This window comes from Halodesulfovibrio oceani subsp. galateae, from assembly GCF_055397225.1.
Window position 1 is genome coordinate 3734389 of record NZ_AP042453.1, and the last position, 25876, is coordinate 3760264.

The 25876-nt window shown below is 46.5% G+C and carries 20 protein-coding genes; 9 read left to right on the plus strand and 11 right to left on the minus strand.

Annotation, left to right across the window (positions count from 1 at the left end):
• Positions 1 to 72 precede the first annotated feature (72 nt).
• Positions 73 to 879: a sugar phosphate isomerase/epimerase family protein gene (locus ACZ5V1_RS16405; protein WP_464389751.1), complete on the plus strand. Its 807-nt coding sequence runs from the start codon at positions 73 to 75 to the stop codon at positions 877 to 879.
• Positions 880 to 1298: 419 nt separating this feature from the next.
• Here ACZ5V1_RS16405 and ACZ5V1_RS16410 read toward each other — a convergent pair whose 3' ends face one another.
• Genes ACZ5V1_RS16410 through ACZ5V1_RS16420 form a run of 3 tightly spaced genes read right to left on the minus strand, consistent with a single transcriptional unit; the run spans position 1299 to position 7191 of the window.
• Positions 1299 to 4469 (minus strand): efflux RND transporter permease subunit, encoded by a 3171-nt coding sequence (locus tag ACZ5V1_RS16410; RefSeq protein WP_464389752.1) that lies wholly within the window; start codon positions 4467 to 4469, stop codon positions 1299 to 1301.
• Between the two features lie 5 nt (positions 4470 to 4474).
• Positions 4475 to 5746, minus strand: coding sequence for an efflux RND transporter periplasmic adaptor subunit (locus ACZ5V1_RS16415; RefSeq protein WP_464389753.1), 1272 nt, complete (start codon positions 5744 to 5746; stop codon positions 4475 to 4477).
• Positions 5747 to 5751: 5 nt separating this feature from the next.
• Positions 5752 to 7191, minus strand: a complete 1440-nt coding sequence (locus ACZ5V1_RS16420; RefSeq protein ID WP_464389754.1) for an efflux transporter outer membrane subunit — start codon at positions 7189 to 7191, stop codon at positions 5752 to 5754.
• A 344-nt stretch (positions 7192 to 7535) separates the two neighbouring features.
• On the opposite strand from ACZ5V1_RS16420, the gene ACZ5V1_RS16425 reads away from it, so the two are divergent.
• Together ACZ5V1_RS16425 and ACZ5V1_RS16430 are read left to right on the plus strand one after the other, a co-directional pair.
• Positions 7536 to 8591: a glycosyltransferase family 9 protein gene (locus ACZ5V1_RS16425; protein ID WP_464389755.1), complete on the plus strand. Its 1056-nt coding sequence runs from the start codon at positions 7536 to 7538 to the stop codon at positions 8589 to 8591.
• 103 nt (positions 8592 to 8694) lie between these two features.
• Positions 8695 to 9078 (plus strand): Spy/CpxP family protein refolding chaperone, encoded by a 384-nt coding sequence (locus tag ACZ5V1_RS16430; protein ID WP_464389756.1) that lies wholly within the window; start codon positions 8695 to 8697, stop codon positions 9076 to 9078.
• A 58-nt stretch (positions 9079 to 9136) separates the two neighbouring features.
• On the opposite strand, the gene ACZ5V1_RS16435 is transcribed toward ACZ5V1_RS16430, so the two are convergent.
• The 5 genes from ACZ5V1_RS16435 to ACZ5V1_RS16455 all read right to left on the minus strand — a co-directional run bounded on the left by ACZ5V1_RS16435 (position 9137) and on the right by ACZ5V1_RS16455 (position 12901).
• Entirely contained in the window at positions 9137 to 9700 is a 564-nt protein-coding gene (locus ACZ5V1_RS16435) for a TetR/AcrR family transcriptional regulator (RefSeq protein ID WP_160716636.1), read from the minus strand.
• A 95-nt stretch (positions 9701 to 9795) separates the two neighbouring features.
• A complete protein-coding gene (gene buk / locus ACZ5V1_RS16440; RefSeq protein ID WP_464389757.1) occupies positions 9796 to 10914 on the minus strand; it encodes a butyrate kinase in 1119 nt (372 codons plus the stop codon).
• Positions 10914 to 11840, minus strand: a complete 927-nt coding sequence (locus tag ACZ5V1_RS16445; protein WP_464389758.1) for a bifunctional enoyl-CoA hydratase/phosphate acetyltransferase — start codon at positions 11838 to 11840, stop codon at positions 10914 to 10916. Before ACZ5V1_RS16445 ends, buk begins: the two co-directional genes overlap by 1 nt.
• Before the next feature lie 21 nt (positions 11841 to 11861).
• The gene (ilvN, locus tag ACZ5V1_RS16450; protein ID WP_464389759.1) at positions 11862 to 12341 is read right to left on the minus strand and encodes an acetolactate synthase small subunit; all 480 of its coding nucleotides are present in this window, start codon (positions 12339 to 12341) and stop codon (positions 11862 to 11864) included.
• A 254-nt stretch (positions 12342 to 12595) separates the two neighbouring features.
• Complete coding sequence (locus ACZ5V1_RS16455) at positions 12596 to 12901, minus strand: hypothetical protein (RefSeq protein ID WP_160716644.1); 306 nt, start codon at positions 12899 to 12901, stop codon at positions 12596 to 12598.
• A gap of 130 nt (positions 12902 to 13031) precedes the next feature.
• On the opposite strand from ACZ5V1_RS16455, the gene ACZ5V1_RS16460 reads away from it, so the two are divergent.
• From ACZ5V1_RS16460 to ACZ5V1_RS16475, 4 genes are all read left to right on the plus strand, one after another.
• A complete protein-coding gene (locus ACZ5V1_RS16460; protein WP_464389760.1) occupies positions 13032 to 13421 on the plus strand; it encodes a rhodanese-like domain-containing protein in 390 nt (129 codons plus the stop codon).
• An 88-nt stretch (positions 13422 to 13509) separates the two neighbouring features.
• A complete protein-coding gene (gene glmS / locus ACZ5V1_RS16465) occupies positions 13510 to 15333 on the plus strand; it encodes a glutamine--fructose-6-phosphate transaminase (isomerizing) (protein WP_464389761.1) in 1824 nt (607 codons plus the stop codon).
• Between the two features lie 292 nt (positions 15334 to 15625).
• Positions 15626 to 16765 carry an alanine racemase gene (alr, locus tag ACZ5V1_RS16470; RefSeq protein ID WP_464389762.1) on the plus strand — a complete coding sequence of 380 codons (1140 nt, stop codon included), beginning with the start codon at positions 15626 to 15628 and terminating at the stop codon, positions 16763 to 16765.
• A gap of 173 nt (positions 16766 to 16938) precedes the next feature.
• Positions 16939 to 17589 (plus strand): PilZ domain-containing protein, encoded by a 651-nt coding sequence (locus ACZ5V1_RS16475; protein ID WP_464389763.1) that lies wholly within the window; start codon positions 16939 to 16941, stop codon positions 17587 to 17589.
• Positions 17590 to 18020: 431 nt separating this feature from the next.
• On the opposite strand, the gene ACZ5V1_RS16480 is transcribed toward ACZ5V1_RS16475, so the two are convergent.
• The 3 genes from ACZ5V1_RS16480 to ACZ5V1_RS16490 form a co-directional block, all read right to left on the minus strand.
• On the minus strand, positions 18021 to 19586 hold the full coding sequence (locus ACZ5V1_RS16480) for an NAD(P)/FAD-dependent oxidoreductase (protein WP_464389764.1): 1566 nt from the start codon (positions 19584 to 19586) through the stop codon (positions 18021 to 18023).
• Between the two features lie 186 nt (positions 19587 to 19772).
• Entirely contained in the window at positions 19773 to 20861 is a 1089-nt protein-coding gene (locus ACZ5V1_RS16485) for a S1 family peptidase (protein WP_464389765.1), read from the minus strand.
• 200 nt (positions 20862 to 21061) lie between these two features.
• Positions 21062 to 22801, minus strand: a complete 1740-nt coding sequence (locus ACZ5V1_RS16490) for a sigma-54 interaction domain-containing protein (RefSeq protein ID WP_464389766.1) — start codon at positions 22799 to 22801, stop codon at positions 21062 to 21064.
• A gap of 332 nt (positions 22802 to 23133) precedes the next feature.
• Here ACZ5V1_RS16490 and ACZ5V1_RS16495 point away from each other — a divergent pair, with 332 nt between their 5' ends.
• The gene (locus ACZ5V1_RS16495; protein WP_464389767.1) at positions 23134 to 24579 is read left to right on the plus strand and encodes an APC family permease; all 1446 of its coding nucleotides are present in this window, start codon (positions 23134 to 23136) and stop codon (positions 24577 to 24579) included.
• Between the two features lie 48 nt (positions 24580 to 24627).
• Positions 24628 to 25779: a sulfoacetaldehyde reductase gene (sarD, locus tag ACZ5V1_RS16500; protein ID WP_464389768.1), complete on the plus strand. Its 1152-nt coding sequence runs from the start codon at positions 24628 to 24630 to the stop codon at positions 25777 to 25779.
• The last annotated feature ends 97 nt before the right edge of the window (positions 25780 to 25876 follow it).

Genomic DNA, 25876 nt, shown 5'->3' on the forward strand with positions numbered 1-25876 from the left:
GATGCTCAGGTACAAGCCCAAAAAAACAGCGTGCTCTGAGCTGTCCTAATATAAAAAAAGGATGACATTGTTATGAGTCTGTTCGTAAATTTGCCGCTCAGTTTCGCTGCTAAGGAACCGCGGTACATAGATATGCTGATTGAACAAGGTGTTTCGCCTGAATTGGGTATGGATACCTATGCAGTTCAAGATCTCGACATGCACTGGCATACAGAAACCGCCGCACGGTTCGCGGATGCAGGGCTTTCTTGCGGGATTCATCTTCCTTTTTTTGACCTCGCACCGGGCAGCTTGAATGACCGCATTCTACAAGCAACACGGGCAACGCTCCTGAAAGCGATCGAAATTTCACAAGCCTACAAACCAACTCATTTTGTAGGACATCCTAACTATGAAGCGGGGCAACACCATCTCTATTACAGTGATTGGCTTTCCCGTTCCCACGAAACATGGTCACAGCTGCTCAGCCAAGATCAGTCCAATGCCCAGTTGTTTTTGGAAAATACCTTTGAATTAACACCAAAGCCGCTTGTTGATCTTGTTCAGTCGTTACCGGCGAACCGCGTAGGGCACTGTTTTGACGTCGGTCATTGGCATTCTTTTGCCAAAGGTTCCCAACGCAACGACCTTCTCGAGTGGCTTAACGCCTTTTCACCGCGTCTCGGGCATCTACATCTTCACGACAACGACGGTTCAGGGGATCAGCATCTTGCCCTCGGCACGGGCACAATTCCGCTTCTTGAGTTATTTGATTACATTCAAGCAAACGAGCTTTCACCGTCAGCTACGCTAGAGCCGCACACCGAAGATGCGTTCCCAGCGTCCATTGAGTATCTCGAAGCGCACAGCATGTCGGTCTGTTTTCTTGCCGAGGGATAGCTTACTAAGTGTAGTGTAAGCCTCCGGCGGGTCTGCGACGCAGTCTTTTTTTATGTCTCCGACGGCTGGGGGAAACCCTTTTGGAAAAGGGTTCTCCCCCAGACCCCCTTCCAAAAACTTTTATTATGCGATGGAAGCACGTTTGTTAATTCCTCACGCGGCTTAATCTCACTGACTTGAATAACAAAAAAAGGGCTGCCCTAGTTAACTAGGACAGCCCTTTTACAGTTCGCGAAAGGTAATGGTGCAAAAGCCGCGAGGTGGTCTTAAGAAAAGAAAGACCTCGCGAGTAAAAAGTTTGAAAGGGGGTCTGGGGGAAAACTTTTCAAAGTTTTCAGCCCAGCCGTCGGAGACATAAAATTCCCCAAAACTCGTCGAAGACCCGCCGGAGGCATGCGAGGCAGCAGAGAGACACCCTGTTACACAGGATGCTCAGTAGCGCTGCCATCAGGTGCATGTACCTTTTTGGAGGACACTAGCTGTCCGGCGTCTTCGAACACAAGGTAGAAGCACGGCACGAGCACGAGCGTAATGAACGTTGCGAAGAGGATACCGAACCCGAGCGAAATTGCCATTGGGATAAGGAACCGAGCTTGCCGTGACGTTTCAAGAATCATTGGTGCCAGACCACCACATGTTGTGATGGTGGTCAGCAGAATTGGCCTGAAGCGTTTGATTGCACCGGATACAACGGCCTCATGCGCTGTGTATCCTTCTCGCCGGAGACGGTTGGTGAAATCAACGAGGACGAGTGAATCGTTTACTACTACGCCGGATAGGGCAACAAGTCCGAACATACTCATGAGACTCAGAGAGTAGCCCATCACTACGTGTCCAATAACGGCACCGACCATGCCGAACGGGATACAGAGCAGCACGATAAGCGGCTGCGCGTAACTCTTAAACGGAATGGCGAGAAGTGCATAGATGGCAAGAAGCGTGAGCATCAGGCCGGTTATGAGACTGTTTACGCTGTCGCGCATATCGGCCTGTTTCCCTTCGAGAGAATAGTTGAGACCGGAATATTTTTGTAGCAGATCTGGTAGAATATCAGCCTTAACTGAATTTATCACCTGCTCCGAAAGCTTTCGCGGCGTTACGTTACCGGTAACGCTTCGGATTCGCTTGCCGTCTTCTCGCTTGATTGAGGTATCTGCGAAAGCTCTGGTAATGAGTGCGGCATCACGCAGCAGCATTTCGCCACCGTTTGGCAGTGTGAGGACAAGATCGTCGAACGTGGCGACGGATGCGCGTTCTGTTTTCGGTAGACGCACTCGTACTGTCACTTCGTCTTGGCCAACTTGCTGCTTTATGGCTTCGGCACCGTAGAAGGCGTTACGAAGCTGGTTTGCAACTTCGCGGGAGCTGAGTCCGGCGGCTTCACCTGCTGAGAGCAGCTTGATATCAAACTGTCGTTTGCCGCGTGCCGTACCGTCATCAATATCGCTGACACCTTTAAGAAGCGCCATTGATCCTGCTAGCTCCATAGAGGCTTGCTCAAGAATGGCATTGTCACGGTGTGAAAGCTGGATTGTGACGCCTTTACCGGAACCCGGGCCACCTTTATCCGCCACAAAGTCTACTGCCTCTGCACCTGCAATGGAGCCAACAGCTTTACGCCATAGCTCTGTTACTGTTGAGGTAGATATTGGGCGCACGTCTGGTTCTGTCAGGTAGATTCGAGCCGTAAGCTCATTGTTTGTAATTTTTGTAAGCACACCGGTGCTGAGTAGCTCTCCGCCGTTGTCAGCAATGACACTGTTGGCGGATTTGAAGAGTTGCTTTTCAACTTCTTGAATGCGCTCCACTGGCGTTCCGTACGGCATTGTGATTGCGCCGTATGCATAGTCGGACTCAACTGTCGGGAAGAGCACCATGCCCAGACGACCGGATAAGGCAAATCCTACGGTGATGAAAAGAATTGCCATTGCGGTGCCGAGAACAGCATAGCGGTACGTAACAAGTTTGCTGATGAATTTGCCGTATTGCTCAGCGATAAATTTTTCAAAACGAGTACTGAAGCGTTGCTGGAATCGTATGAGCCAGCCAAGCCCCGGAATAGTAGAACGTTCACCACTGTGCGCAAGGTGAGCGGGCAGGATGAATAGACTTTCGATAAGCGAAATGAAAAATACGATCCCGACAACAACCGGAATGTATTTGAATATTTTGCCCATAGTTCCCGGTACAAAGTACAACGGGAGGAACGTAATGATGTTCGTGATAACACTGAATGTTACCGGAACCATTACTTCTTTTGCACCGTCGATGGCTGCCTGAACGTTACTTTTTCCGAGGTTCCGGTGGTAGAAGACGTTTTCACCCACGACGATTGCATCATCCACAACAATACCAAGCGTGATGATGAACGCGAACATGGTGATCATGTTAATACTGAAATCGGTGAACGGCAGGAACACAAACGCACCAAGGAACGATATAGGGATGCCGAGACTTACCCAGAAGGCAAGACGGATATCGAGAAAGAGTGCCAAGAATATGAAGACAAGTGAAAGACCGATATACGCGTTACTGAGAAGTAAGTCCGCACGGTCTTGGAACATGACGTACCGGTTGTGATGGGAACCGATGTTTACACTTGGAGGCAAGTCTACTTTGAACTCTTCGACCACGTCCTGCGCTGCCGTTGCAACACTCATAGGGGTCTGAGAGCCGATTCGGTATACGTCCACGGAAACCGCACGGTTGCCGTCGAAGCTGCTCCATTCATCAGTATCTTCAAATCCGTCCCAAATTTTTGCAATGTCTCCAAGGTAAATGGAGGCACCGGAGCTATCTGTAAGAATCGGGATGCGTTCAAAGTCTTTTGCTACAAGCTTACGGTCTGCCACACGCACAAGAATTTCACCTTGTGCTGTTTTGAGACTACCGCCGCCGAGCTCTACAGAAGATTTTTTGATTTTGCTGGCAACGTCAGTAAGTGTGAGGTTGTATTTGCGGAGGGTGTTGCGTGAGATTTCAACATGTGTTTCAAGATCACGAACACCTGTTACATCGGCCTGCGTAATTTCTGGATTTCGCAGCAGTGCATCTTCTAGTTGGTTTGCGTAATCGCGCAACACCAGTTCGGAAACATTCCCGCTGATAACAAGGGTAAGCACACTACGTTTTCGGGAATCGATGGTGATACGCGGATCTTCCGCTTCGTCAGGAAACGTGGTGATTCTGTCCACTTCTGTTTTGATGTCCTGCCATACGCGGTCAACGTCGGCACCGTCGAGCAGCTCAGCCTGAATAGTGGCGCTGTTTTCGTTGGCAACAGAGGTTATGTCTTCAATACCCTCAATGCCTTCAATTGATTCTTCGACAGCTTGGACAATAGCACGTTCAATTTCTTCCGGACTGGCGCCGGGGTACGAAACTGTTACGGACACAGTATCCAGTTCGATTTCTGGAAAAACTTCCTGAGTGGTGCTGGAGCCAAGGACGATACCACCGACGAGGAGTACGAGCATGAGTAAGTTGGCTGCAACAGAGTTACCTGCCATCCATGCTATGGCTCCGCGTGGTTTTTCCGGTTCGGGAGCTTTAGGTTTTCGGTGCTGCGAAGCTAGAGGAGATTTCTGCATACTCTCTACTCCGCCGTAGCGACGTTGTTGTCGTTGCGGACACCATTGTCGGAGTTATTGTTTGGCTTTTTTCCGAGTTCTTCTTTTGGTTGCTCTGCAACTGTCGGAGCACTGCCGGAGTCAAGGGCAAGAGACATACCGGTGTATGCATTGCTCAGGTTTGAAGCAACAACGGCATCGGATTCGGAGATTCCGTCGAGGGCGTAAACTGTATCCTGAGATTTCCAGACAATGGTAATTTTACGGATAACAAGTTCGCCGTCCTCGTAAACCCAGACTTCGTTATCATTATGTACAAGATTTCGAGGGATTTTGTAGGCGGACTGAATGGTATTACCTTCAATTGTAACGTCTACATAATCGCCGAGCATGAGAGGCATAGTGAAATTTTGAGATTCAAGACCGCGAGGATCTTTAACTGCTACCACTACACGGGCAAGGCGGGTGGATTCTGTCAGCGTACCTGTAAGACGCAGTACTTCACCGTCCCATCTTGAAATGCCGCCTTGGCGGACAACCGTTGCAGTAATACCGTTACGGGATAATCCAAGATGTTCAAGACGATCCACTGGTACGGCAGTTTCTACCCAATATTCGTCAATGGCCACAAGTGTGGCAAGTGTGGTGGATGTGGTGACTCGGGAACCAAGGTTCACACCAGTTTCCTGCACCATAATATCGAAAGGAGCGCGCAGAACACAACGGCTGAGATTGAGTTCGGCAAGCTGAATGTCGGCCTTTGCTCTTTCAAGTTCAGCCTTCGCTTTCATCAGCTGCGGTTCGCGCAATGCAAGGGCTGTACTGTATTTGGCGGAACTTTTGCTCTCGTCCAAAAGGCGTATGCCTTCTCTTGCAACACGCTGCTGGCCTTGTTCCAACATCAATTCTGCTTTGGCAGTATCGAGCGAACTTTTGCTTTTACGCAGTGCGATGTCGTAATCTCTTGTGTCGATGCGGAGAATGACCTCGCCTTTTTTGATGATACCGCCAGCAGCAAATTGGGAGGCAGTCCACGCAACATTGCCTGAAACCTCAGGCTTAAGTTCAACTTTGCGCGCGGGGATAACCGTGCCGGTTCCTTTGATCTGCATCGGCACACTGCCTTTTTCAAGGCGGATAACTTTTACAGTGGTAACTTTTTTAACTGGTGCTTTTTTAGCAACCTTTGGTTTTGAACTCATGAAAAATGAATATCCACCAATGCCTAACGCAATCATGAGTGTGAAAACTGCGGCGTTGATAAGTACTTTTTTTCGGGATGTAGGATTGTTCTGCATACCTGTTATATCCCCTCATTTTGGTCGTCAGGCGAAGGTTCGTGCACTTTTGCAAGACTGTATGTCCAGCCTCCCCCGAGAGCACGGTATAATGAAATTCGGAGCTTAATCAGCTCTGCTTGCTGTTGAATCATCTGTCGTTCCAGACTCTGTACATTTAAGACTTCCTGCAGCAAAGGCAAGTAACCGCTTTGTCCCTGAAGGTAGCGTAACTGGGCATCCTCAAGGGTTTTAGCCGTGGCGTCACGCTGTGCACCAATGAGTCGTAAATACTCTTGCTGCTGTTCTTCATTGACCAGCGCATCTTCAACTTCCTGAACTGCTTTTGAGACAGTTTCACTATACAACGCTGAGCGTTCTTCAACAACTGCACGGGTTCGATCAACTTCCGAAGCACGCAGGCCACCGTCTAGAAGTGGCTGCATAATGTTACCGGCAAGTGATGCTGCCCAGTTGTTAAAAAATACGGCGGCAACGGAGCTGTTGAAAGCTGCGTCTGCGTTAAGTGTAAACTGCGGTAACCTGTTTGCTCTTGCTTCAGCGACACTCCATTCTGCGGAGAACAACTGTAATCCGGAAGAACGAATGTCCGGTCTGTTTATAAGCAAGTCTGACGGTAGACCTGTTGGGGGCAGCGCAATAAGTTCCGGTAACTCTTTCTGGATAACGGTAGGGCGCTCCAGCGGAGTGCTTCCGATAAGTACGGAAAGTGCGTTAAGAAGCACTTGCTCTCTTGCTATCAATAAAGGGAGTTCCGATTGGCTTGATGCTAAAATCTGGCGCTGCTGTAACACATCTACAGATTCTGCAATGCCGTTTGTAAAGCGGAATTCCTGAAATACGAGCTGCTTTCTGTTGTTTGCAACCTGTTCATTGAGAATAGCGATTTCTTCGCGAACCCTGAGCAAATCAACCCAGTTTTCGGCAACAGATGCGGCAACGGTAACAGCGGCTGCATCCAGATCTGCCTGTGTTGCGTAAAATTGTTGTTCACTTGCGCTGCGCTGGGCTTCAATGCGTCCCCATAAATCGAGTTCGTAAGCAGCGGCTGCGCCAAGGTTATACTGCTGTACGTCGTCATAACTGCTACGTTTGCCGGTATTGGTTTTAGTGCCGACTCGTCCAGCCTTGGCTCCGCCTGTAAGATCCAGAGTAGGGTACTGGTCAGCACCGGCGCGTTCCAAGTTTGCAGCAGCTTGCTTTAATCGGGCGTAGGCAACGTTGATAGAGAAGTTATCGGAGAGTGCCTGTTCTATAAGGGCGTTCAACTCCGCACTTTCAAAACTTTTCCACCATAGTCTGTCTGACTCCTGTCCTTCCACTTGAATTGAGTACGGCTCATCAAGTGATACACCGGGTTGTATGGAGTGTGTTGGTGCAAAAGGAGCGCACGCGGAGCATAGAAGAATGCTCAGGAGTAGCGCGGGAAATGTATATTTCGACATACAATCCTTCTTGAGTGCAATATGAATAATTATTTAGGTTGAAGTGTCAGTCGTTGACGTGTCAAGTAATGGCAGTTTCTTTGTTGTTGTGTCAACAGTACTGGTAAGAATTTATAAAACCTTATACTCAAGCAGAGATTTTTTAAAGCCGGAAACTGTATTGATTTTATACAGTTTAGCGATATTAACTATGCTAAAATACATGCTATAGTAATCTTTAGTAATTCTTACGTTAGGATCAGGTTTTACTAAATCTGTAGGCCGTCATCCGTTGACGAGGTGTGCCTAGCTCATTATGTTATGAAGTTGCATATCACTTATTGCATTTATCATTTGGAGTATCTGTGACTGACAGCACCCTTGCCCTTGATTCCGCGAAAATAAAAAAAATTCTTGTTTGCCAGCTTAGGCAAATTGGCGACGTTATGCTCTCCACACCGGTGGCGGAGTTGCTCGCACAGAAATTTCCTGATGCAGAGATTCATTATTTTACAGAAAAAAAATGTGTCCCTGTTCTCCAGAACAATCCGTATATTACAAAAATATGGGCGTTGGATAAAAAAGAACTATCCAACATTATGAAAGAATTTGCCTTTTACAAGAAGGTTGCGCGGCAGGGTTTTGATTTAATGGTGGGATTACAACATCTGCCGCGAATCCGCTGGATTTCCTATCTCACTGATGCGCCTGTTAAGCTGAGCTATCGCTCTTCATGGATTAACGACATCGGCTATACCCACCTTACTGATGCCAAAGACGGGTATGCTTCTGAATCCAAGGTCGCAATTCTTGCACCGCTCGGCATTGAGTGGAATTGCACAACGCCGAAGTTGTTCCTTACAGAGGAAGAGCGGGATGCGATGTCTGCACGAATGAAAGAATGGGGCATAAGTGATGAGAATCGGCTTATTACTATAGATGCTACACATCACGACCTTGGTAGAAAATATCCTGCCGAGAACTATGCAAAAGTCATCAGCCTTTTAGCTGAAAAAAATAAAGATCTGCGTTTTGTTTTATTGGCGGGACCGGGGGAAGAAGGAATTTTTGATGAAATTCTGAATGCCTGCGATGCACCGGAAGCAGTAATTGTTCCTTCGCCAAGTTTGCAGCTGCGTGAAGTTGCCGCTTGTCAGGAACGGAGTGTTCTGCACTTTGGTAACTGTTCGGCTCCGCGTCATATGGCTGTTGCGATGGGTACACCTACTTTGGTTACTCTTGGTTCAAGCAGCGATGCATGGTGTTTTCCTTCTGACGAGCATACAACCGTTAACTCTGATATAGACTGCGTCCCATGTAATAACACGACGTGCTCTATTGGCTATAAGTGCCTTACAGAGCTTGATCCAGAGTATGTTGCTGATAAGATTGTAGAGCATATAGACAGCGTAACCCGTTAGCTTCATTAATATACTATGACAACAAGTACCTATGCTTACATACTAGCCTGAGATGTATATGCGGTGAGAATCGCTGCATTAATTTATATATGGAGAGGCCGGTATGAAAAGATTGTTGATAGTGTGTGTGGCTGTGTTAGCGGTGGCGTTATGTTCTTCTGCTTTTGCACAAGGTGCTTTTTATAAAGAAACAAGTGCAGAACAACGCATGGATCATTTAACAAACATGCTGGATCTGACTGTTGATCAGCAGGTTAAGATAAAAGATATTATCAAACGCAGGGATGCAGAAATGGAGCCGCTCTTTAAGTCGCTTTCTGAAGCAAATGACAAAGAAGAGCAGCGGGAAATCAAGATAGATATTTTAGAGCAGCATCAGCGGTATAGAAAAGAATTGAATGATGTTCTTACTGATGCGCAGGAAAAGAAATATCAGGAATTTCTCCAAAAACGCATGCAAGAGCGGAAGATGCAGAAAAAAAGTTAATCACAAAAAAAAGGAGAGCCTAGCAGCTCTCCTTTTTTTATGCGTAAAAACGTACTGTTTAGAAGCCTTTAATAGAATTAAGGCAAAATGTTACAGCAGATTTAGTAATTTCATCACGTTCCGGCCAGAAAATGCGACGGCGGTTAAGCCCTGCAAGTAGCCATGTGATTATTTCAGCGGTATTGTCTACTTCAATATCTTCGCGCACTGTACCATCTTTGATGCCTCGTTCAAGACAAGCAACGATGGTTTGTTTTAATGCGTCAGTCATATTTTCCATAGCAATTTTTGCGCTTGGAATTGTGGCGTATGTGGTGAGGATAACTTTGTATCCTGTTTCGTTTTCATTAACAAAAACCACGACGTCCTGGATGAGTGTCTCTAAAAGGCAGTAGCCAGATTTCTGGCGGGCCTTTATCTCATCAAGCATACCTTTATACTCAGTAATGAGTTCTTCGATAATCTGATCAAAAATCTGCTGTTTTGACTTGTAGTGTCTGTAAATAGCAGCATCTGTCACATGCGAAAGCTGCGCAATAAGAGCAACGGTTGTTCCCTTAAAGCCTTTTTCTGCGAAGAGTTGGCGTGCATTGTAAAGAATTAGTTCTTTGGATGAACCCATGTCTGCCCCACGGTGTTAAATGATGGTCCTGTAATATACGGGAACCTAACCTTACTTATTAGTGGAAATAAGAAGGAAAATCAATGCGTTGTGATTTACAGAAGATCCTGAGGAGTTCCTGTGTAATCACGGGCGCTTTCTTTGCCCCGAAGTACGCGTAAAACGCCGCCTGCGAGTGCATGCATTTCTTCCACTGCAGGGAAGATAATGGCAGGTGCAAGCGGTGGTAAATTGTTAATGATTGTTTCAACAAGTTTCTTGCTGTTTGCCATACCACCGGTGAGTACAACTCCATCAATGGTAACAGGTGCACTTTCACCTTCATCAAGGTGCATAAGTGCAGGGAGAAGTCCCGAGAGCTCTTTCGCAATAGAGTACGCAAGAGCTTCAAAGACGAGCTGAGCCTTCGTATCGCCAGCGGCCATACGCTTTTCAACTTCGCGCAGATCATTGGTGCCCAGATGAGCCCAAAGACCGCCCGTTTTGAGAATACGTGAACGTAGTTCTTCGTATGTAAAGGTGCCGTTTTTGACGAGATCAAGTACACCCAGTGCTGTCAGACGGCCAGTGCGTTCAGGAGAGAACGGGCCATCGCCTTCCAATGCGTTGACTACGTCACAAATTTTACCGTTACGGTGTGCGGCTACAGATACTCCGCCCCCCATGTGACATACGAGATAACGGCTGTTTTCATATTCTATTCCCAGTTGCTCCGAGGCTTTTCGTGCTGCTGCCCTTTGTGACAGAGCATGAAAAACACTACGGCGCGGAAGTTCCGGTAGACCACTGAGACGGGCACGGCTGTCCATTTCGTCTGTTACAACGGTATCGACAATAAATGCTCGTACTCCGTGTTCTTTTGCAAATTCGAGTGCTAACGGTGCACCAAGATTGCATGCGTGCTCTCCGTATTGAGCAGATGCCAGATCGGAAAGCATGGCAGGGGTGACATTCCACGTGCCGCCCTGCATTGGAGCGAGAAGCCCTCCACGACCTGCAACGCCATCAAATTTGATGGTGTCCATGCCATGTTCTTTGAGAACTGCTTGAATGGTACTGCGACGTAGTTCCATTTCCTCAGTAGCAGTGCTAAAGGCGAGTGTTTCTTGCTTATCATGTTCTGCCGTATGCGAGAAAAGTTCTTTTTCTCCGTCAAAGACAGCAACTTTGGTAGATGTAGAACCCGGATTAATTACCAGAATATGCTCAGCCATTAAGGCGACTCCTTTTCACCCACAGCCATAGCAATGGCCAGTGCAATAGAATAGAATTTTGTACGATCAGTATCGCCACGGGAAGGAAGTACAATCGGTACTTCGCTGCCGGCAACCATGCCGGCCATATCCAGATTCATAAGAGCGGTAAGCGACTTGTATAAGATGTTTCCGCTCTCAATGTCCGGCGCAACAAGGATATCTGCCTTGCCTGCCACCGGGTTGTCGACGCCTTTGCATTCAACTGCACGCATAGAAACGGCAAGGTCGAGTGCAAACGGACCTGCAACGAGTGCATCGCCGAATTCACCCTGTTCTGCCATTTTAGCAACCATCTGAGCATCGAGGGTTGCGGGCATTGCAGGGTAAATAACTTTTTCTGTGGCTGCGAGCATTGCAACTTTTGGCTGCTCAATTTTGAGTACTTTTGCAACACGCAATGCGTTTTTAACAATATCAACTTTACGTTGCATGTTTGGCGCAATGTTGATGCCGGCATCTGTAATCATCATGAGCCGGTCATCGTTCGGAGCGTTGAAAAGACCAATGTGGGAAAGAACGCCTTTAGGCGGCATACCGGTTTCTTTGTTTAGAATCCCGCGCAGCAGCACGTCGGTATTGACTCTGCCTTTCATAATGGCGCTGGCATGGCCTTCTTTCACCAACTCAATACATTTAGCCACAGCCTCAGCTGGCTCCGGTACGTGATGTTTCTCAAATGGGGAAAGATCAAGATCACGTTCAGCAGCAAGCTTTTCTGTAAGTTCTATATCACCAACAAGAATTGGTTCAGCAATTCCATTTGCATATGCTTCCACACATGCACGTAGCACAAAACCTTCCGCACAAGATGCAACTGCGAGTTTTGTACAAACGTGGCCTTCAATAATATAATCTGCAAGGGACTGAAGGGAATTTATAGGCATAGTGTGTTTTCTCCGGCCTAATTATTCGTCGCCACGTTTAAGGGCTACAACGCCGGTTCTGCACAAACTACAGATGCCGTGTGGGCGAAGCATTTTGATGAGACCGTCAACTTTGTCTTCATCACCTGTAATTTCGACCATGATGGTCTCTTGGCCCATGCTTACAACGTCTGCACGGAATACTTCAAAAATCTGCATGACCTGAGTCATGGTATCTTTAGTAAAGCCAACTTTAATGAGCGCCATCTGACGGTCAACAAAGTCGTTACGTTCAAGGGTATCTACTTCGGATACCGCAGAGAGGTTTGCGATAACGTCAAGAAGAGTGGTGATAGTTTCAGAGTCGCAATCAACAGTAATAACGAGTCTGGAAACTTCAAATTCTTCTGTTTCTGCACAGGAAATAGATTTGAAATTAACGTTACGGTCTCTAAAGACCGCAGTAACGTCTGCAACAACACCCGGCTGGTTGTTAACCAGCGCTGAGATAGTATAAATCATGTAACACTCCTTACTACCTGTAACTCTTACAGTGCGCTAAAATGGGAATAGCGGTGGCACTGCGAAAAAGTTACGCAGCGGTTAGTAACTTCTTCCTAATATATTCAAGAAAGATAGGAAAGCTTGAGTTGAGGGAAGTATGCAAGTTAGTGGCTGCAAACAAGCGGGGTAACATTGCTTGTTCTATGGACAAGACAATAGCAGGGCTACCGTAAAAACGATAGCCCTGCGGAAAGTTCTATAATGTTGGATTGTTACAGGTCGAAGCGTCCTTTCTCATCCATGACTGGGCATACAAGATCGACTCCGGAACGAATATGCAGATCCATTAACGTTCTCAGGGAGTAGGGGGTATGTCTTGATAGCCGAATGATGAACGTGCGTAAAAGCGAAGGCGTAGCACGCCCCTGCAAGTAAAGACGACGCATCCATTGCCACCGTGCTCTGTACGGGTAGCATTGCTTTACACCTGTTGCCCGAACAGCTCGATCCATCGATTCAATTGCTAAATCGCCTCGGCGGACGAGTTGGAAGTCAATATCTGGTACTCGCTGCCCCATATCATCACCTCGTGTTTCACTAAAAAGGGGGATTTCCCATCATATATTTCTGCCACCCCCTACGCGCAGGAACAATTATTGTTTCTGAAATCAAAATATGTATACTGAAAATAGTAATAAGGAGAGTGGTATGCGATGTGCTTGTAAGCTTTTTCTTGTGACGGTGTGTTTAGCGGTTGCTTCTGTTGCTTTAGCCGGGAGTTTGGAACGGCTCAGCGCAAGCGAAGTACGTTCTTTTTTAACAACGACGCAGAAGCCGATAGTTATTCTGGATGTTCGCACACCGAAAGAATATGCAGCAGGGCATATTCGTGGTGCATTGCTGTATGATTATTATGAAGAAGGATTTGAACGAAAATTGTCGCTTTTGCCCAAGAATGTTACTTACGTGGTGTACTGTGCAGTAGGATTCAGGAGTCTTCATGCTGCTCGATTTTTACAAAAAATGAGCAATGATGTTATACACATGGATGGTGGGATAAAAGAGTGGAAACGGTTGGAATATCCGGTTGTTAAGTAGGCTATGTGGTTTTCTTGCCTATTGCTTGGAAAGCATATACATAATCGAAAAATAGACTTGAATCTCTCGAGATTAGGAGACGTATTATATGTGTGGAATTATTGGGTATGCAGGCCACAGACCTGCTGTTCCCCTTGCAGTTAAAGGACTGAAAAGTCTCGAATATCGTGGGTATGATTCTGCCGGTGTAGCGTTTGTTCAAAACAAACAGCTTACAACAGTCCGTGCGGAAGGCAAGCTTATGAATCTTGAATCTAAGCTTGAAACCATGAACATTTCACTTGCTACATCCTGCATGGGACATACCCGCTGGGCAACACATGGCGCGCCAACAGAGCGCAACGCTCATCCGCATAAATCTTGGGATGAATCACTTGCGATGGTTCACAATGGCATCATTGAGAACTATCAAGAGTTGAAAAACATGCTGACCTCAAAAGGGTATGGTTTCCGCTCTGATACAGATTCTGAAGTCTTTTGTAACCTCATCGCCGAAGGCATAAAGCAGACTGGTTCCCTTGAAAAAGGACTGAGCTGGGCTGTTAATGAGGCAGAAGGTGCATATTCAGTTCTGGTTATGGAAGTAAGCAACCCGGATGTTATTTACGGCGCACGCTGTGCATGTCCGTTTGTTTTGGGTGTAGGGCAGGGTGAAAACTTTGTTGCTTCTGATATTCCAGCATTTCTTGCGTACACACGTAACGTTGTTTTCCTTGAAGACGGCGAAATGGTGCGTATTGATGCGAATAGCTGGGCTGTAAAAGATGCACGTACGCTTGCTCCGATTGAGAAAGAAGTACATCACATTGAATGGGATGTTCAGTCTGCTCAGAAGGACGGCTACAAACACTTTATGCTTAAAGAAATCTTTGAACAACCACGGGTTATTAAAGATTGTCTTGCCGGTCGCGTTGATTGGCATAAGCAGGAAGCTGTTCTACCGGAATTAAGCGCTATGCCAATTCCGAAACGCCTGCACATTGTTGCATGCGGCACAAGTTTTAACGCCGGTATGTGGGCACAGCATCTTTTTGAGAGCTGGGCGCGTATTCCTGTTTCCGTTGAAATTGCTTCTGAGTTCAGATACCGCGACATGATCCTTGAAGAAGGTGACGTGGTTCTGGTTATTAGTCAGTCCGGTGAAACCGCGGACACCCTTGCTGCACTTCGCATCGCGAAAGCACAGGGTATTCCGGTTGTTGGACTTTGTAACGTTGTCGGTTCATCCATAGCACGTGAATCTGATGTTACAGTCTACACACAGGCCGGACCTGAAATTTCTGTTGCCTCCACCAAGGCTATGTGTTCCCAGATGGCAGTGTTACTGCTGATGGGACTTTCTTGGGCGGATCGCAAAGACATGCTTGATGCAACACTGCGTCGTGAAATGTTTGACGGCATCCGTAAGCTTCCTGAACTTCTGGAAGCGGAATTGCCGCGTATTCGTGAAGATGCAAAGCGTCTTGCCCGCGAATACTCCACGGCTCGCAGTTTCTTCTTCCTTGGCCGCGGTGTAGGTTACCCGCTTGCCATGGAAGGCGCACTTAAGCTCAAAGAGATTTCGTATATTCATGCTGAAGGGTATGCTGCCGGTGAAATGAAACACGGCCCTATCGCCCTTATTGATCCGGAGTTTCCAACTTTCGCCATTGCGTTACACGACCAGTTCTTTGCCAAGGTTAAATCAAACCTTGAAGAAGTTCAGGCACGCGCAGGCGATGTGATTGCACTGACGAACCCGAACTCCGATCTTTCTGTGAAACATAAATGGGTTCTGCCGGATTGCGCCTACCCGCTTTCATCGTTTTTAGTCCTTCCGGCATTGCAGTTGTTTAGCTACGAGTCTGCAGACTATCTTGGCAAAGACGTGGATCAGCCACGTAACCTTGCGAAGAGCGTTACAGTAGAGTAGCAGGACGAGATTATTGGTAATTGGAGATAAAGAACCTTCCTATTTTGTTGTCAAATTCGGGAAGGTTCTTTTTATTTATAAAGGATGGTTGAGAAGAGCGAAAGTTGTGTTGCGTTAGAACAATGAAGGCCGCTGCGTATTAATACCTTCAGTACAGGACTCGTGTTTTTGTGAACAACATTGTTTGGTTACAGAAACAGGACGGTGCTAACCTGTGTTCTATCGTGCAGACGTTTCGTATGGATAACTTATGGGGGAAAGAGAGAGCTGTCTTACATCTAAGGAAGGAAGTATGCTGCATTCAGAGCCATTGTGGGCTGAAATAGATCTTTCTGTAATTCGTCATAACATTCGGGAAATCCGTCGGGTCGTTGGAGACCAGAAGGCAATGCTCGTTGTTGTTAAAGGCAATGCATATGGCCATGGAGCAATTCAGGTCGCAAATGCCGTTGTTCGAGAAGGTGTTGAGTATCTTGGTGTTGCCCGGTTAAGTGAAGCAATAGTGTTGAGAAACGCAGGCATTAAAGCGCCTATTTTGATTCTCGGCTATACTCCGCCTGACTGTGCACCGCGTTTGGTTGATTTGAAGCTGACGCAGACTGTGCATTCTTGTGAATATGCAGAACGTCTTGCTTCGTTTTTACATTGTGCCAAGGTAAAACTGACTGTCCATATTAAGATTGATACTGGTATGGGCCGGTTGGGTTTGTTGCCGGAGAGTGTTCCGGGGCAATCTTCTATTGTAGACCGTGTGCAGGATATCGCGCGTCACGGTGTATTTGAGATGGAAGGTATTTACACGCATTTTGCTGCAAGCGATGCTAACTGTCTGGATAATGCATATCGTCAGTTAGAGTTGTTCACGCAGACCCTTGATTCTTTGAAAGCCGCAGGATTTGAATTTCCACGTATTCATGCCGCTAACAGTGCTGCGATTATGACCATGCCCGAGTCTCACTTTAATACGGTGCGTCCGGGGATTGTTACGTACGGATTATATCCATCGGATTCCGTGGATAAAAGCTTACTCGACTTGAGACCTGCCATGACGGTTAAGGCTTCTCTGGTGAGTGTGAAAGATGCTCCGAGTGGCACGACCGTAAGTTACGGGCATACACATGTGTGTAAAGGTAATACGCGCATTGGCGTTGTCCCTATCGGGTACGCGGACGGATACGACCGTTTCCTTTCTTCTAAAGGGATAATGCTTGTTCATGGCAAGCGTGCTCCCGTTGTAGGCAGGGTCTGTATGGACCAGACCATGATTGATCTTGGACCGGATTCGAGTGCTGAATGTGGTGATGAAGTTGTTATCCTTGGTCGACAAGGTGAGAGCTCCGTCACTGCGGACGATATGGCACAGATACTTGGTACCATCAATTACGAGGTAGTTGCGCGTATTATGGCGCGTGTACGGCGAGTTTATATTTAGCTGTACAAAGTAATTTATTGAATAATGAAAAGCCGGAACGTGTATGCGTTCCGGCTTTTTTCAGTATGTACTTTTGTATTTTCTAAATGCTCGGGTTCATCTTTATTTTTAGTGAGTAATTCAGTATTGTTGCCTGTGAAGAGACTATATTATTGAGAATAGTAGGGGCTGAAGTGAACTCGTTTAATATGCATGTTGGTGAAAGTCTTAATATCCAGTTAGCTAGCACGGGGCAACGTTGCTGGGGGGAAGTGGTTGGATTTAAAAAGGATAAGTACCTCCTTGTTGAAACAGGTAAGGCTGCAAATCCTCTCACTTTTTTGCCAGAAGATTCTGTCACAGTGCGCTGTGTTAGTAATGGAGATGGTGTTCTTTGTGGATTTAGAACCAAGGTCGCGCGGTATCTAACTGAACCATTTTCACAAGTAATTCTGCATTTTCCTCAGGAAATCGAGCGAATGCAATTGCGAAATGAATCACGGTATAATTGTTTTTGTCCAGTGAGTGTGGGGCATGAAGATGTGATTTACGAGGGAATGCTTATAAACATTTCCGATCACGGCGGCAAAATCATATTGGCGGCGATTCCAGAAGGCAGTGAGCAGGACTCCTGCGAATATCCATTTTTTGAAGATCAAGAAATTACTTTAGATATCAGACCGTTTGGAACATCATCACCGGTAAAAATTGATGCTGTAATCAAACGGATACTAATGCGTGATGGTGGCATGTCGCTGGGCGTATTTATTGATGAAGTTCTTGATGAAGATGCTGTTTTTACTGAGTTTTTAGAACGATGCAGAAAGTTCAGTGAGCTGACGTGATACGATAACTAGCCCTGTCCGTGAAATAGGGTGTTGTTTCGTACCTTGTTATTTTGCTCTGCGTTTGAAACGCTTTTAAGCGCTTAGCGCTACTTCGGTAGTAGCTAAGCGTTTTTTTATTGAGAGGGGTGTAGACGAGCCAGCTGCGAACTTGAGAAAAGAGAAAACCCCTTCCGGTGAAGAAGGGGTTTCGAAGAGCGTTTCATAAAGAAATTTTATGAGTTCGATACCTGCTAAGTGGTGGTGGAGCAGTGATGCAAGCGGAATCGCATCGCGTATCTCGATTGATTGCTCAATCAGTAAGGAAAGATGTAATCCCTCTATTGAACACTGTCAACGTAAAAAATTTAGAATGCATAAAAATAAGCCCCTATCGTTTTAGATAGGGGCTTAAAATTAGTTATGATGTCAGGAGGTAAGATGTTCGAAGCTTATGCACCAAATGCTGTTGCAATGGATGTTGCGACACGTTCGCCGTCAATGGCAGCGGAAACGATGCCACCTGCGTAGCCTGCGCCTTCACCACATGGGTAAAGTCCATGTACAGACGGGTGTTCCAAGGTCATTCTGTCGCGTAGAACACGTACAGGTGAACTGGTACGGGACTCAACAGCCATCATCTGAGCTTCGTTCGAGTCGAAGCCTTTGTATTTTCTTCCGAACACAGGCAGTGCCTTGGCAAGTCTGTCCGCTACGTTATGCGGTAACAGCTCGTTCAACGGTGCGGCATACAGTCCCGGTACATAAGAAGAATCAGGCAGGGAATCAGAAATTTTACCGGCGAGGAAATCGCCCACGCGTTGCGCAGGTGCTTTCTGAGATGTGCCGTCGCCAGCTTCAAACATAGTCTTTTCAACAGCAGCCTGAAATGCAAGAGCTGCGAGCGGATCAGAAGGATCGCCGCCCACATCATCAAGGCGAATTTCAACAACAAGGCCAGCGTTTGCAAAAGGGGCACTTCGGCTGGACATGCTCATACCGTTAAGAACAAGCTCACCCGGAGCCGTTGATGCCGGTACGACAAAACCACCCGGACACATGCAGAAAGAGAATACACCGCGGTCTTCTACCTGCGCGGTAATGCGGTAGCTGGCTGCGGGTAAATTTTCGTGGCGCGGTGACTGGTGGTAGAAAATTTGGTCAATGAGTGGCTGCGGATGTTCAATACGAACACCAAGAGCAAATGGTTTTGCTTCAACAGGTACATTGTTACGAACGAGCATATGGAAAATGTCACGTGCAGAATGTCCTGTGGCCAAAATCACGGCATCTGCATCAACACGTTCGCCGGAACCAAGAACAACACCCTTAACAGAGTCGCTATCTTTGATCAGGTCAGTGACGTGTGCGCCGAAGTGAATTTCACCACCGGCTGCAAGGATGGATTCACGCATGCTGCTGACAATACGCGGCAGCATGTTGGAGCCGAGATGTGGATGCGCATCAAGGCGAATGCCTGCATCAGCACCGTTTTCAATAAATAGATTCAGAATACGCTTTACGTTGCCGCGTTTTGTTGCGCGAGTGAAAAGCTTACCGTCAGAATAAGTACCAGCGCCACCTTCACCGAAGCAGTAGTTGGAATGCGGATCAACAACGCCGTCAGACTGAACCTTTTTCAGGTCATAACGTCGTGCTGTCACATCTTTACCGCGTTCAAGGATGATTGGCTTAATCCCTTTTTCAAGAAGCGTAAGTGCTGCAAAGTAACCGGCAGGGCCAGCGCCAACAATAGCAACGCGTTTTCCAGTTAATTTTTCTGGACAAAAAACAGATCCGGTTTCTTCTTTTGGTGCTTCACCTAACAGCACTTGGCATACGAAGTGCGGGCTGCGTGAGCGTGCATCAATAGAACGGCGGATTACATGTGACTGAATTTCCGGATCATCTGGAAATCCTGCCTTAAGTAATGCGGCCTTGCGGATTGCTTTTGCGTCGTTAATGTCGCGTGGGTCAATTTTGACCTCAACCGTTTTTTGTTCGGTTACTGGTGTCATTAGGTACTCTTTATCTGAAATATATATGGTGCAAATTGTTGTTACTGTAATGTAGCTCTCTATATAACCATCTTGGGAGGTTCGTCAAAAAATGAAAAACCATACATATCCCACTGAAATGATTTATATATAATAAAGACGCGTTACGCGTTTAATTGTAAGCAGCACAAGATATGCAGTAAAACACTAGTAACGTCTGATCAGGAATACGGAGTTTTTATACTGTGTGTGAATTTCTTCAGGCGAAAAGGTCTCATTGATGGATGGCATAGGAGAGATTCCTATCTGCGCAAATAGTAATGCGAGGCAGTTTGTCTTTTTTACGTACCCCATGCCTTCTGTCCCTAACGCAACTAATTTGGAGCTAACAATTCCGATAGCCACGCCGTTTTTGTTGAAGATGGGGCCACCGCTGTTACCACCGTTAATAGTGGCGTTGGTCTGGTATTCTGTTGTGTTGTTTTTAAAGCCGAGTATGGAGCTGATAATGCCGTCTGACATTTTAAGTGAGTTGCCAGCTTGCTCACCCATTGGGAAACCAAGGATGTATACAGGCTCGCCCACACTACTAATAGTGGTGAGAGCAACAGGGATTGGACGATATTTTTCAGGCAGCGGATCAATTTTGAGAATGGCAATGTCATTTGCCTTATCTGTAAGAACAACGGTCGCAGTGTGAACTGCACCATCTGGCAACACAACTTCTAATGTTCGTTTGCTTCCTGCAACATGTTCACACGTAACAAGGTAGCCGCGAGAATCCACTAGCCAGCAGGTTCCTGTTCCCCGTCCTGTTGAGCCTTTTTCATAGCTTTTTTCAAAACCGCAAATGACGTTAGTTCGTATTTTTTTTGCGTCAGTGTATATCTGCAATTCTCTAGCAAACTCGTCTGCAAGATAACTTGGCACAAATGATTGGTTTACCCCGTAGCTTTTAGTGTAAACTTCGTAGGCAAAGCCGCTAATCGTTTTGTTCTTTTTAGAGCGTAGTTCGATAGGTTCAATGGTGGCTGCAGCATTTCCCATAACGGCCGTATTGTGTTTGACGTGAATATGATGAGTGCTCGGTGTTGATTTAACGTTATCGAATGTATTAAGAGCGATGCTCACTCCCATATTCCATGCTTCACTTTCTTCGATATCTAAAACGCGGATGCAATCTTTACTTTCATATGTTTTTTCACCGGAAATGTACTGTCGACTGGAACATCCACAGAGTGTTGTAAGGAGTGCTGCAAAAATAAGAGTGCGAAATAAGAACCGTAGATTGAACATAGAGTGGTCTCCGGTGAATAAAAATCGATCAAACAACAGTTGATTCTTTCAAAATAAAAATACTGCTTCATCTACCCAAAATAACACATAAATGCGTATAGTAAAAAAAGATGAAAGTCGAAAGAAAACCTCCGCACAATAGTGCGGAGGTTTGATGCATAAGAATGAATTAGAACCAGACTTGTTCTCTATATATAATGTTAAGAGAGGTCGTGGCTCACTTCGACAATCCCGATTCTGTATCGTTGCGCTTTGCGTACGATGGTGGATTGACTTGTACCGAGAAGTTTTGCTGCCTTGTATGTGCTTCTACCTGAAATCAGTGCCTGCTTGATGAGTTTGCGTTCAAGTGTCTCCACTTCATCTTTCAAGTTGATATGGGCTGCACTGGACATGATGGCACTGCCGTCTTCGTTTTCTGAAAGGAAATGAGGCGGCAGATAATCTGGAGTAATTAAATCCTGATCACTCATTGCAACGAGATAGTCCACTGCTGCACGTAGTTCTCGGACGTTGCCCGGCCATCTGTTTTGAGAAAGCGTTGAAAGCAGATCAGGCGAAAGCGTTTTGCGTAAGTTGTACTTCAAGTTTGCACTGGTCAGGAAGTGCTGTACCAGCAACGGAATGTCTTCAGCCCGCTCGCGTAATGGTGGAATGGAAACAATAAGTACACGCAGACGATAGTACAAGTCTTCTCGGAAGGTGCCGGAAGCCAGAAGCTGGTCGAATGATTTGTTTGTTGCAGCGATGATGCGGACATTTGGTTTCAACTGGGTTGTGCCACCGACTTTACGGTAGCCGTCACCGTCGAGAACATGCAGAAGTTTTACCTGCATAAGCAATGGAAGCTCTGCGACCTCATCAAGGAAGAGTGTTCCGCCATCAGCAAGTTCAAACAAACCCGCTTTGCCTTTATCAGATGCGCCGGAGAATGCTCCCGCTTCGTATCCGAAAAGTTCTGCCTCAAGCAGTTCGCTTGGAATCGCACCACAGTTGATTGAGATGAAAGCACCTTCGCCGCGTCCACACTGCTTATGGATTGTGCCTGCTGTGAGTGTTTTACCTGTACCTGTTTCCCCTAACAGTAATACAGGAGCATCAACCTGTGCAGCTCGCTGGATGTCCTGCGAGAGTTGCAGCATGGCTGGGCTGTTCCCCAATACCCCTTCAGCTTGACCTTTTTCCAGAGTTTTTAATTTATCTTTATATACCTGTGCTTCCAACTCATATTTACTGAGTTTGGTCTGCAAAGTCTTTAGTTCACTGATGTCACGGATACATGCAATGGCTCGCCATGCTTCACCATTTGCATCAAAAATTGGTGTACTTGTGTTGAGGCAACGCACGCCGTTGCTGTAGTCGTCAAACATTGTTACAGAGTGGCCTGCTTCGAGAGCTCGCAGAGTTACACATGTAGTTGTGTAGCCCATTTCAACCGCTTCTGAAACATGCTTGCCAATTACCCCCTCGGCTTTAATACCGGCAATTCGCTCCATCGCTTTGTTAACGCGTTGCGTGATGCCGTTTCCGTCAATTACCCAAATACCGTCATGCATGGATTCAAAAAGAACATCGAGTTCTTCTTTATGGAGAGCTGCGTTTTGGAAGCTCTTGTCATTAATGCTGTAGACCGTGACGGAGCGATATTCGGTGGATCGATCAATCCAGTGCCAGGTGACACAGTAATTTATGCTGCGAATTTTTACAAAAACGGTGGCACCTTCAGCCATATTTGCCAATTGTAAGGCATCTGCAGGCAGCGCATATTGCTGAATGTGATGCAAAAATGACTTGGGTGCATCTGCTTGTGAAAAAATAGGAAATAGTGTGCAAAGATTGTTAGTGTATTTATCTATAACCCACTCTTTTCCTTTACAAAGGATGGTTGAGAAAAAATTCTCATTTGCCGGGTTTGATGTCGTGGTTCGATTAGTTGGCATAGTTCCCCTCGTTTTGTGATAATTCATTCTTGCATCGAATTTTCAGAAAATCTACACATCTCATTAAGTTTTTTTTAAAACCAATGCAAGAATGACTTGCTTATTAGTTTGCGTTCATTAGGCGCTCAGTAAAAACCCTTATAATGCGTGAGGTTGCGAGAAATGTGACAATTGGCACAAGGTTTGCTCATAGAGAAGTGTTGCAAAGCAGTAGAATGAACTTCGTGGGACAGGTTACATACTACTCTATAGGTTTGGTGTATTAGGTTACGCCAAAAAAGAGATTACGGTAGCGAAGGCTACCGAAAAAGGTTTTGGAGGGCATAAGATTTATGGCTGAGACTCAGACTACGTTAAAAAAGTCGATTAAGCCTAGTCAGGCTTGGGCGCTTGCGCTTGGCGCAATTTTAGGTTGGGGCGCATTTGTATTGCCGGCATTGAGATTTTTGCCAACAGCGGGACCACTTGCAGCTTGCATTGGTTTTGCATTAGGCGGAGCAATGTTAGTTTTTGTTGCCATGAGTTATGGCGACATGATCGGTAAGTACCCTGTTGCTGGTGGCGAATTTGTATTTGCATATGTCGGATTCGGACCAACAGCCGCATTTATTTGTGGTTGGGCATTAGCGCTCGGTTATATTTGTATTATTGCACTTAACGCGTCAGCGCTAGCGCTGCTCTTTAGATTCCTCCTTCCAGGGGTATTTGAAGTTGGTTACTTGTATACAGTAGTAGGTTGGGACATTTACGCCGGCGAACTTGCAATGCTTATTGCTATCCTCGTAGGCTCAGGTTGGATCAACTACCGTGGTGCGGATCTTGTTGGTAAGATTCAGGTTTTCCTCGCAATTGCTCTGGTTGGCGGCGTATTCGCGCTCTTCGCCGGAACAGTTATGCATGAATCTTCTTCTTTAACTAACTTGCTTCCACTGTACGCTGTTGAACGCAGCCCTATGGCATCAATCATGGCGATCGTAGCTATTGCACCTTGGCTTTACGTTGGCTTTGATACCATTCCACAGGCTGCTGAAGAATTTGATTTTCCGCATGAGATGGCAACAAAACTGATGGTAACCGCGATTCTGTGTGGGGTTTTCCTCTACGCAATGGTTACTCTCTCTGTAGCTGGCCTCATGCCTTATAAAGAACTTTTAGCTTTGGATGTACCTTGGGCTACTGGCTACGTTGCTCACCTTTCATTAGGTAAAGCAGGTAGTGTGATTCTCGCAATGGCGGTTTCAGCAGCTATCTTCACCGGCATTAACGGCTTCTTCCTCGCATCTTCCCGTTTGCTCTTCAGCATCGGTCGCGCAAGAATCCTTCCTGCATGGTTCGGAGACATTCATCCAAAGTATGGTACTCCGCATAAGTCGATTGTATTTGTAACCCTGCTTACCATTATCGCACCGTTCTTCGGTCGTGAGGTACTGAACTGGGTAGTAGATATGTCAGCGGTTGGTACCGTTATTGGTTACCTCTTCACTTGTCTTGCTGCATACAAAGTTGCTGTAGCGTTCCGTAGTGAAGAAACAACCTCTAAGAAGATTATTTTTGCGGCGATTGGTTCTGTGAGCTCCGTAATCTGTATTCTGCTTCTTACCGTTCCTGGTTCCCCTGGTTCCATCGGTACAGAATCTTGGATTGCACTGGTACTCTGGACTCTTCTCGGCGCGTTTTTCTACAAAATGAAAATGAGCGAATTCAAAGGCCTTGATCTTAAGACTCAGTCATCTCTGATGATGGGCGGTTTAGATCTCCCTACATTCTTCAAGAAATAGAAGAATCCTAATTTCAAGGTATTAAACAAATAAAAAGGATAGAAAGTGATGCATCACACATTCCATTCAGTAAGCAAGACTGTACACGGCGTAGGTTCAATTGCACAGACTGGCGACGAAGTTAAAGCCCTTGGCGGCAAACGTGCAATTATCGTAACTGACCCAGGTCTTGCATCTCTCGGCCTTCACGCGCCGGTAGAAGAAGCTCTCAAAGCTGCAGGCGTTGAGTTTGTTCTCTTCCCAAAAGCAGAGCTTGAGCCAAATGCTGACTCTATCCAGGCTTGCGCCAACGCAGCAACCGAATTCAAAGCTGACGTTATGATCGGCTTCGGTGGCGGTAGTGCTCTTGATACTGCAAAAGCAGCTTCTGTTCTCGCAGTTCACGAAGGTCCTATCTCCAAGTACTTCGGCGTAAACGTTGTTCCTGGTCCATGTATGCCAATGATCGCAATTCCTACAACTGCGGGCACTGGCTCTGAAATGACTTCCATTTCAGTACTGACCAACAACGAAACTGGTGCGAAAATGGGTGTTGTAAGTGATTACCTGTACGCTAACGCTGTTATCCTTGATCCAGCGATCACTACAGGTCTTCCAGCTCACGTAACCGCAATGACCGGCGTAGACGCATTCGTTCACGCAATGGAATCATTTGTTGGACTCCGTGCTACTCCATTTACCGATGCTCAGAACCTTGCAGCTATGAAAATGATCGCTGCAAACATTCGCAAAGCGTACACCAACGGTTCTAACCTCGAAGCTCGTGAAGCAATGATTTACGGTTCAGCTCTCGCAGGTCTCGGCTTCGGTAACACTCAGAACGGTGTTATCCACGCAGTAGGTACTTCTGTTCCTGCAAAATACAAACTGCCTCACGGCCTCCTGATGGCATGTTTCGCTCCAGTTGGTATTAGCTTCAACTACATGGCTAACCCTGAGAAATATGCAATCGTTGCTGACATCCTGAACGGCGAAGACACTTGTGGTCCTGTTCTGGAACGCGCAGAAGGCTGTGCTGAAGCATTCATCAACATGCTCGAAGATCTCGACATTAAAGTTGGTCTTGCTCCTTACGGTGTGCAGGAATCTGATCTTGAAGGTATCGCAACTCGTGCAATGGCTGCAAAACGTCTTATGGACAACAACCCACGCCAGTGTACTGAGAAGCAGCTTCTCGACCACTTAAAGAAAACTTTTTAGCGCATAGGGGTCCCCTTAGCAGCGCCGGAGCCGTTATCACCGTCGCGACTAAGGGGTTCCCCCTCCTAAAAGCTGACTATATTTTATTTTATTATTA

Coding starts and splice junctions, on each gene's coding strand:
- ACZ5V1_RS16405 (WP_464389751.1), top strand. CDS start 73: ATGAGTCTGTTCGTAAATTTGCCGCTCAGTTTCGCTGCTAAGGAACCG.
- ACZ5V1_RS16410 (WP_464389752.1), bottom strand. CDS start 4,469: ATGCAGAAATCTCCTCTAGCTTCGCAGCACCGAAAACCTAAAGCTCCC.
- ACZ5V1_RS16415 (WP_464389753.1), bottom strand. CDS start 5,746: ATGCAGAACAATCCTACATCCCGAAAAAAAGTACTTATCAACGCCGCA.
- ACZ5V1_RS16420 (WP_464389754.1), bottom strand. CDS start 7,191: ATGTCGAAATATACATTTCCCGCGCTACTCCTGAGCATTCTTCTATGC.
- ACZ5V1_RS16430 (WP_464389756.1), top strand. CDS start 8,695: ATGAAAAGATTGTTGATAGTGTGTGTGGCTGTGTTAGCGGTGGCGTTA.
- ACZ5V1_RS16435 (WP_160716636.1), bottom strand. CDS start 9,700: ATGGGTTCATCCAAAGAACTAATTCTTTACAATGCACGCCAACTCTTC.
- buk (WP_464389757.1), bottom strand. CDS start 10,914: ATGGCTGAGCATATTCTGGTAATTAATCCGGGTTCTACATCTACCAAA.
- ACZ5V1_RS16445 (WP_464389758.1), bottom strand. CDS start 11,840: ATGCCTATAAATTCCCTTCAGTCCCTTGCAGATTATATTATTGAAGGC.
- ilvN (WP_464389759.1), bottom strand. CDS start 12,341: ATGATTTATACTATCTCAGCGCTGGTTAACAACCAGCCGGGTGTTGTT.
- ACZ5V1_RS16455 (WP_160716644.1), bottom strand. CDS start 12,901: ATGGGGCAGCGAGTACCAGATATTGACTTCCAACTCGTCCGCCGAGGC.
- ACZ5V1_RS16460 (WP_464389760.1), top strand. CDS start 13,032: ATGCGATGTGCTTGTAAGCTTTTTCTTGTGACGGTGTGTTTAGCGGTT.
- glmS (WP_464389761.1), top strand. CDS start 13,510: ATGTGTGGAATTATTGGGTATGCAGGCCACAGACCTGCTGTTCCCCTT.
- alr (WP_464389762.1), top strand. CDS start 15,626: ATGCTGCATTCAGAGCCATTGTGGGCTGAAATAGATCTTTCTGTAATT.
- ACZ5V1_RS16480 (WP_464389764.1), bottom strand. CDS start 19,586: ATGACACCAGTAACCGAACAAAAAACGGTTGAGGTCAAAATTGACCCA.
- ACZ5V1_RS16485 (WP_464389765.1), bottom strand. CDS start 20,861: ATGTTCAATCTACGGTTCTTATTTCGCACTCTTATTTTTGCAGCACTC.
- ACZ5V1_RS16490 (WP_464389766.1), bottom strand. CDS start 22,801: ATGCCAACTAATCGAACCACGACATCAAACCCGGCAAATGAGAATTTT.
- ACZ5V1_RS16495 (WP_464389767.1), top strand. CDS start 23,134: ATGGCTGAGACTCAGACTACGTTAAAAAAGTCGATTAAGCCTAGTCAG.
- sarD (WP_464389768.1), top strand. CDS start 24,628: ATGCATCACACATTCCATTCAGTAAGCAAGACTGTACACGGCGTAGGT.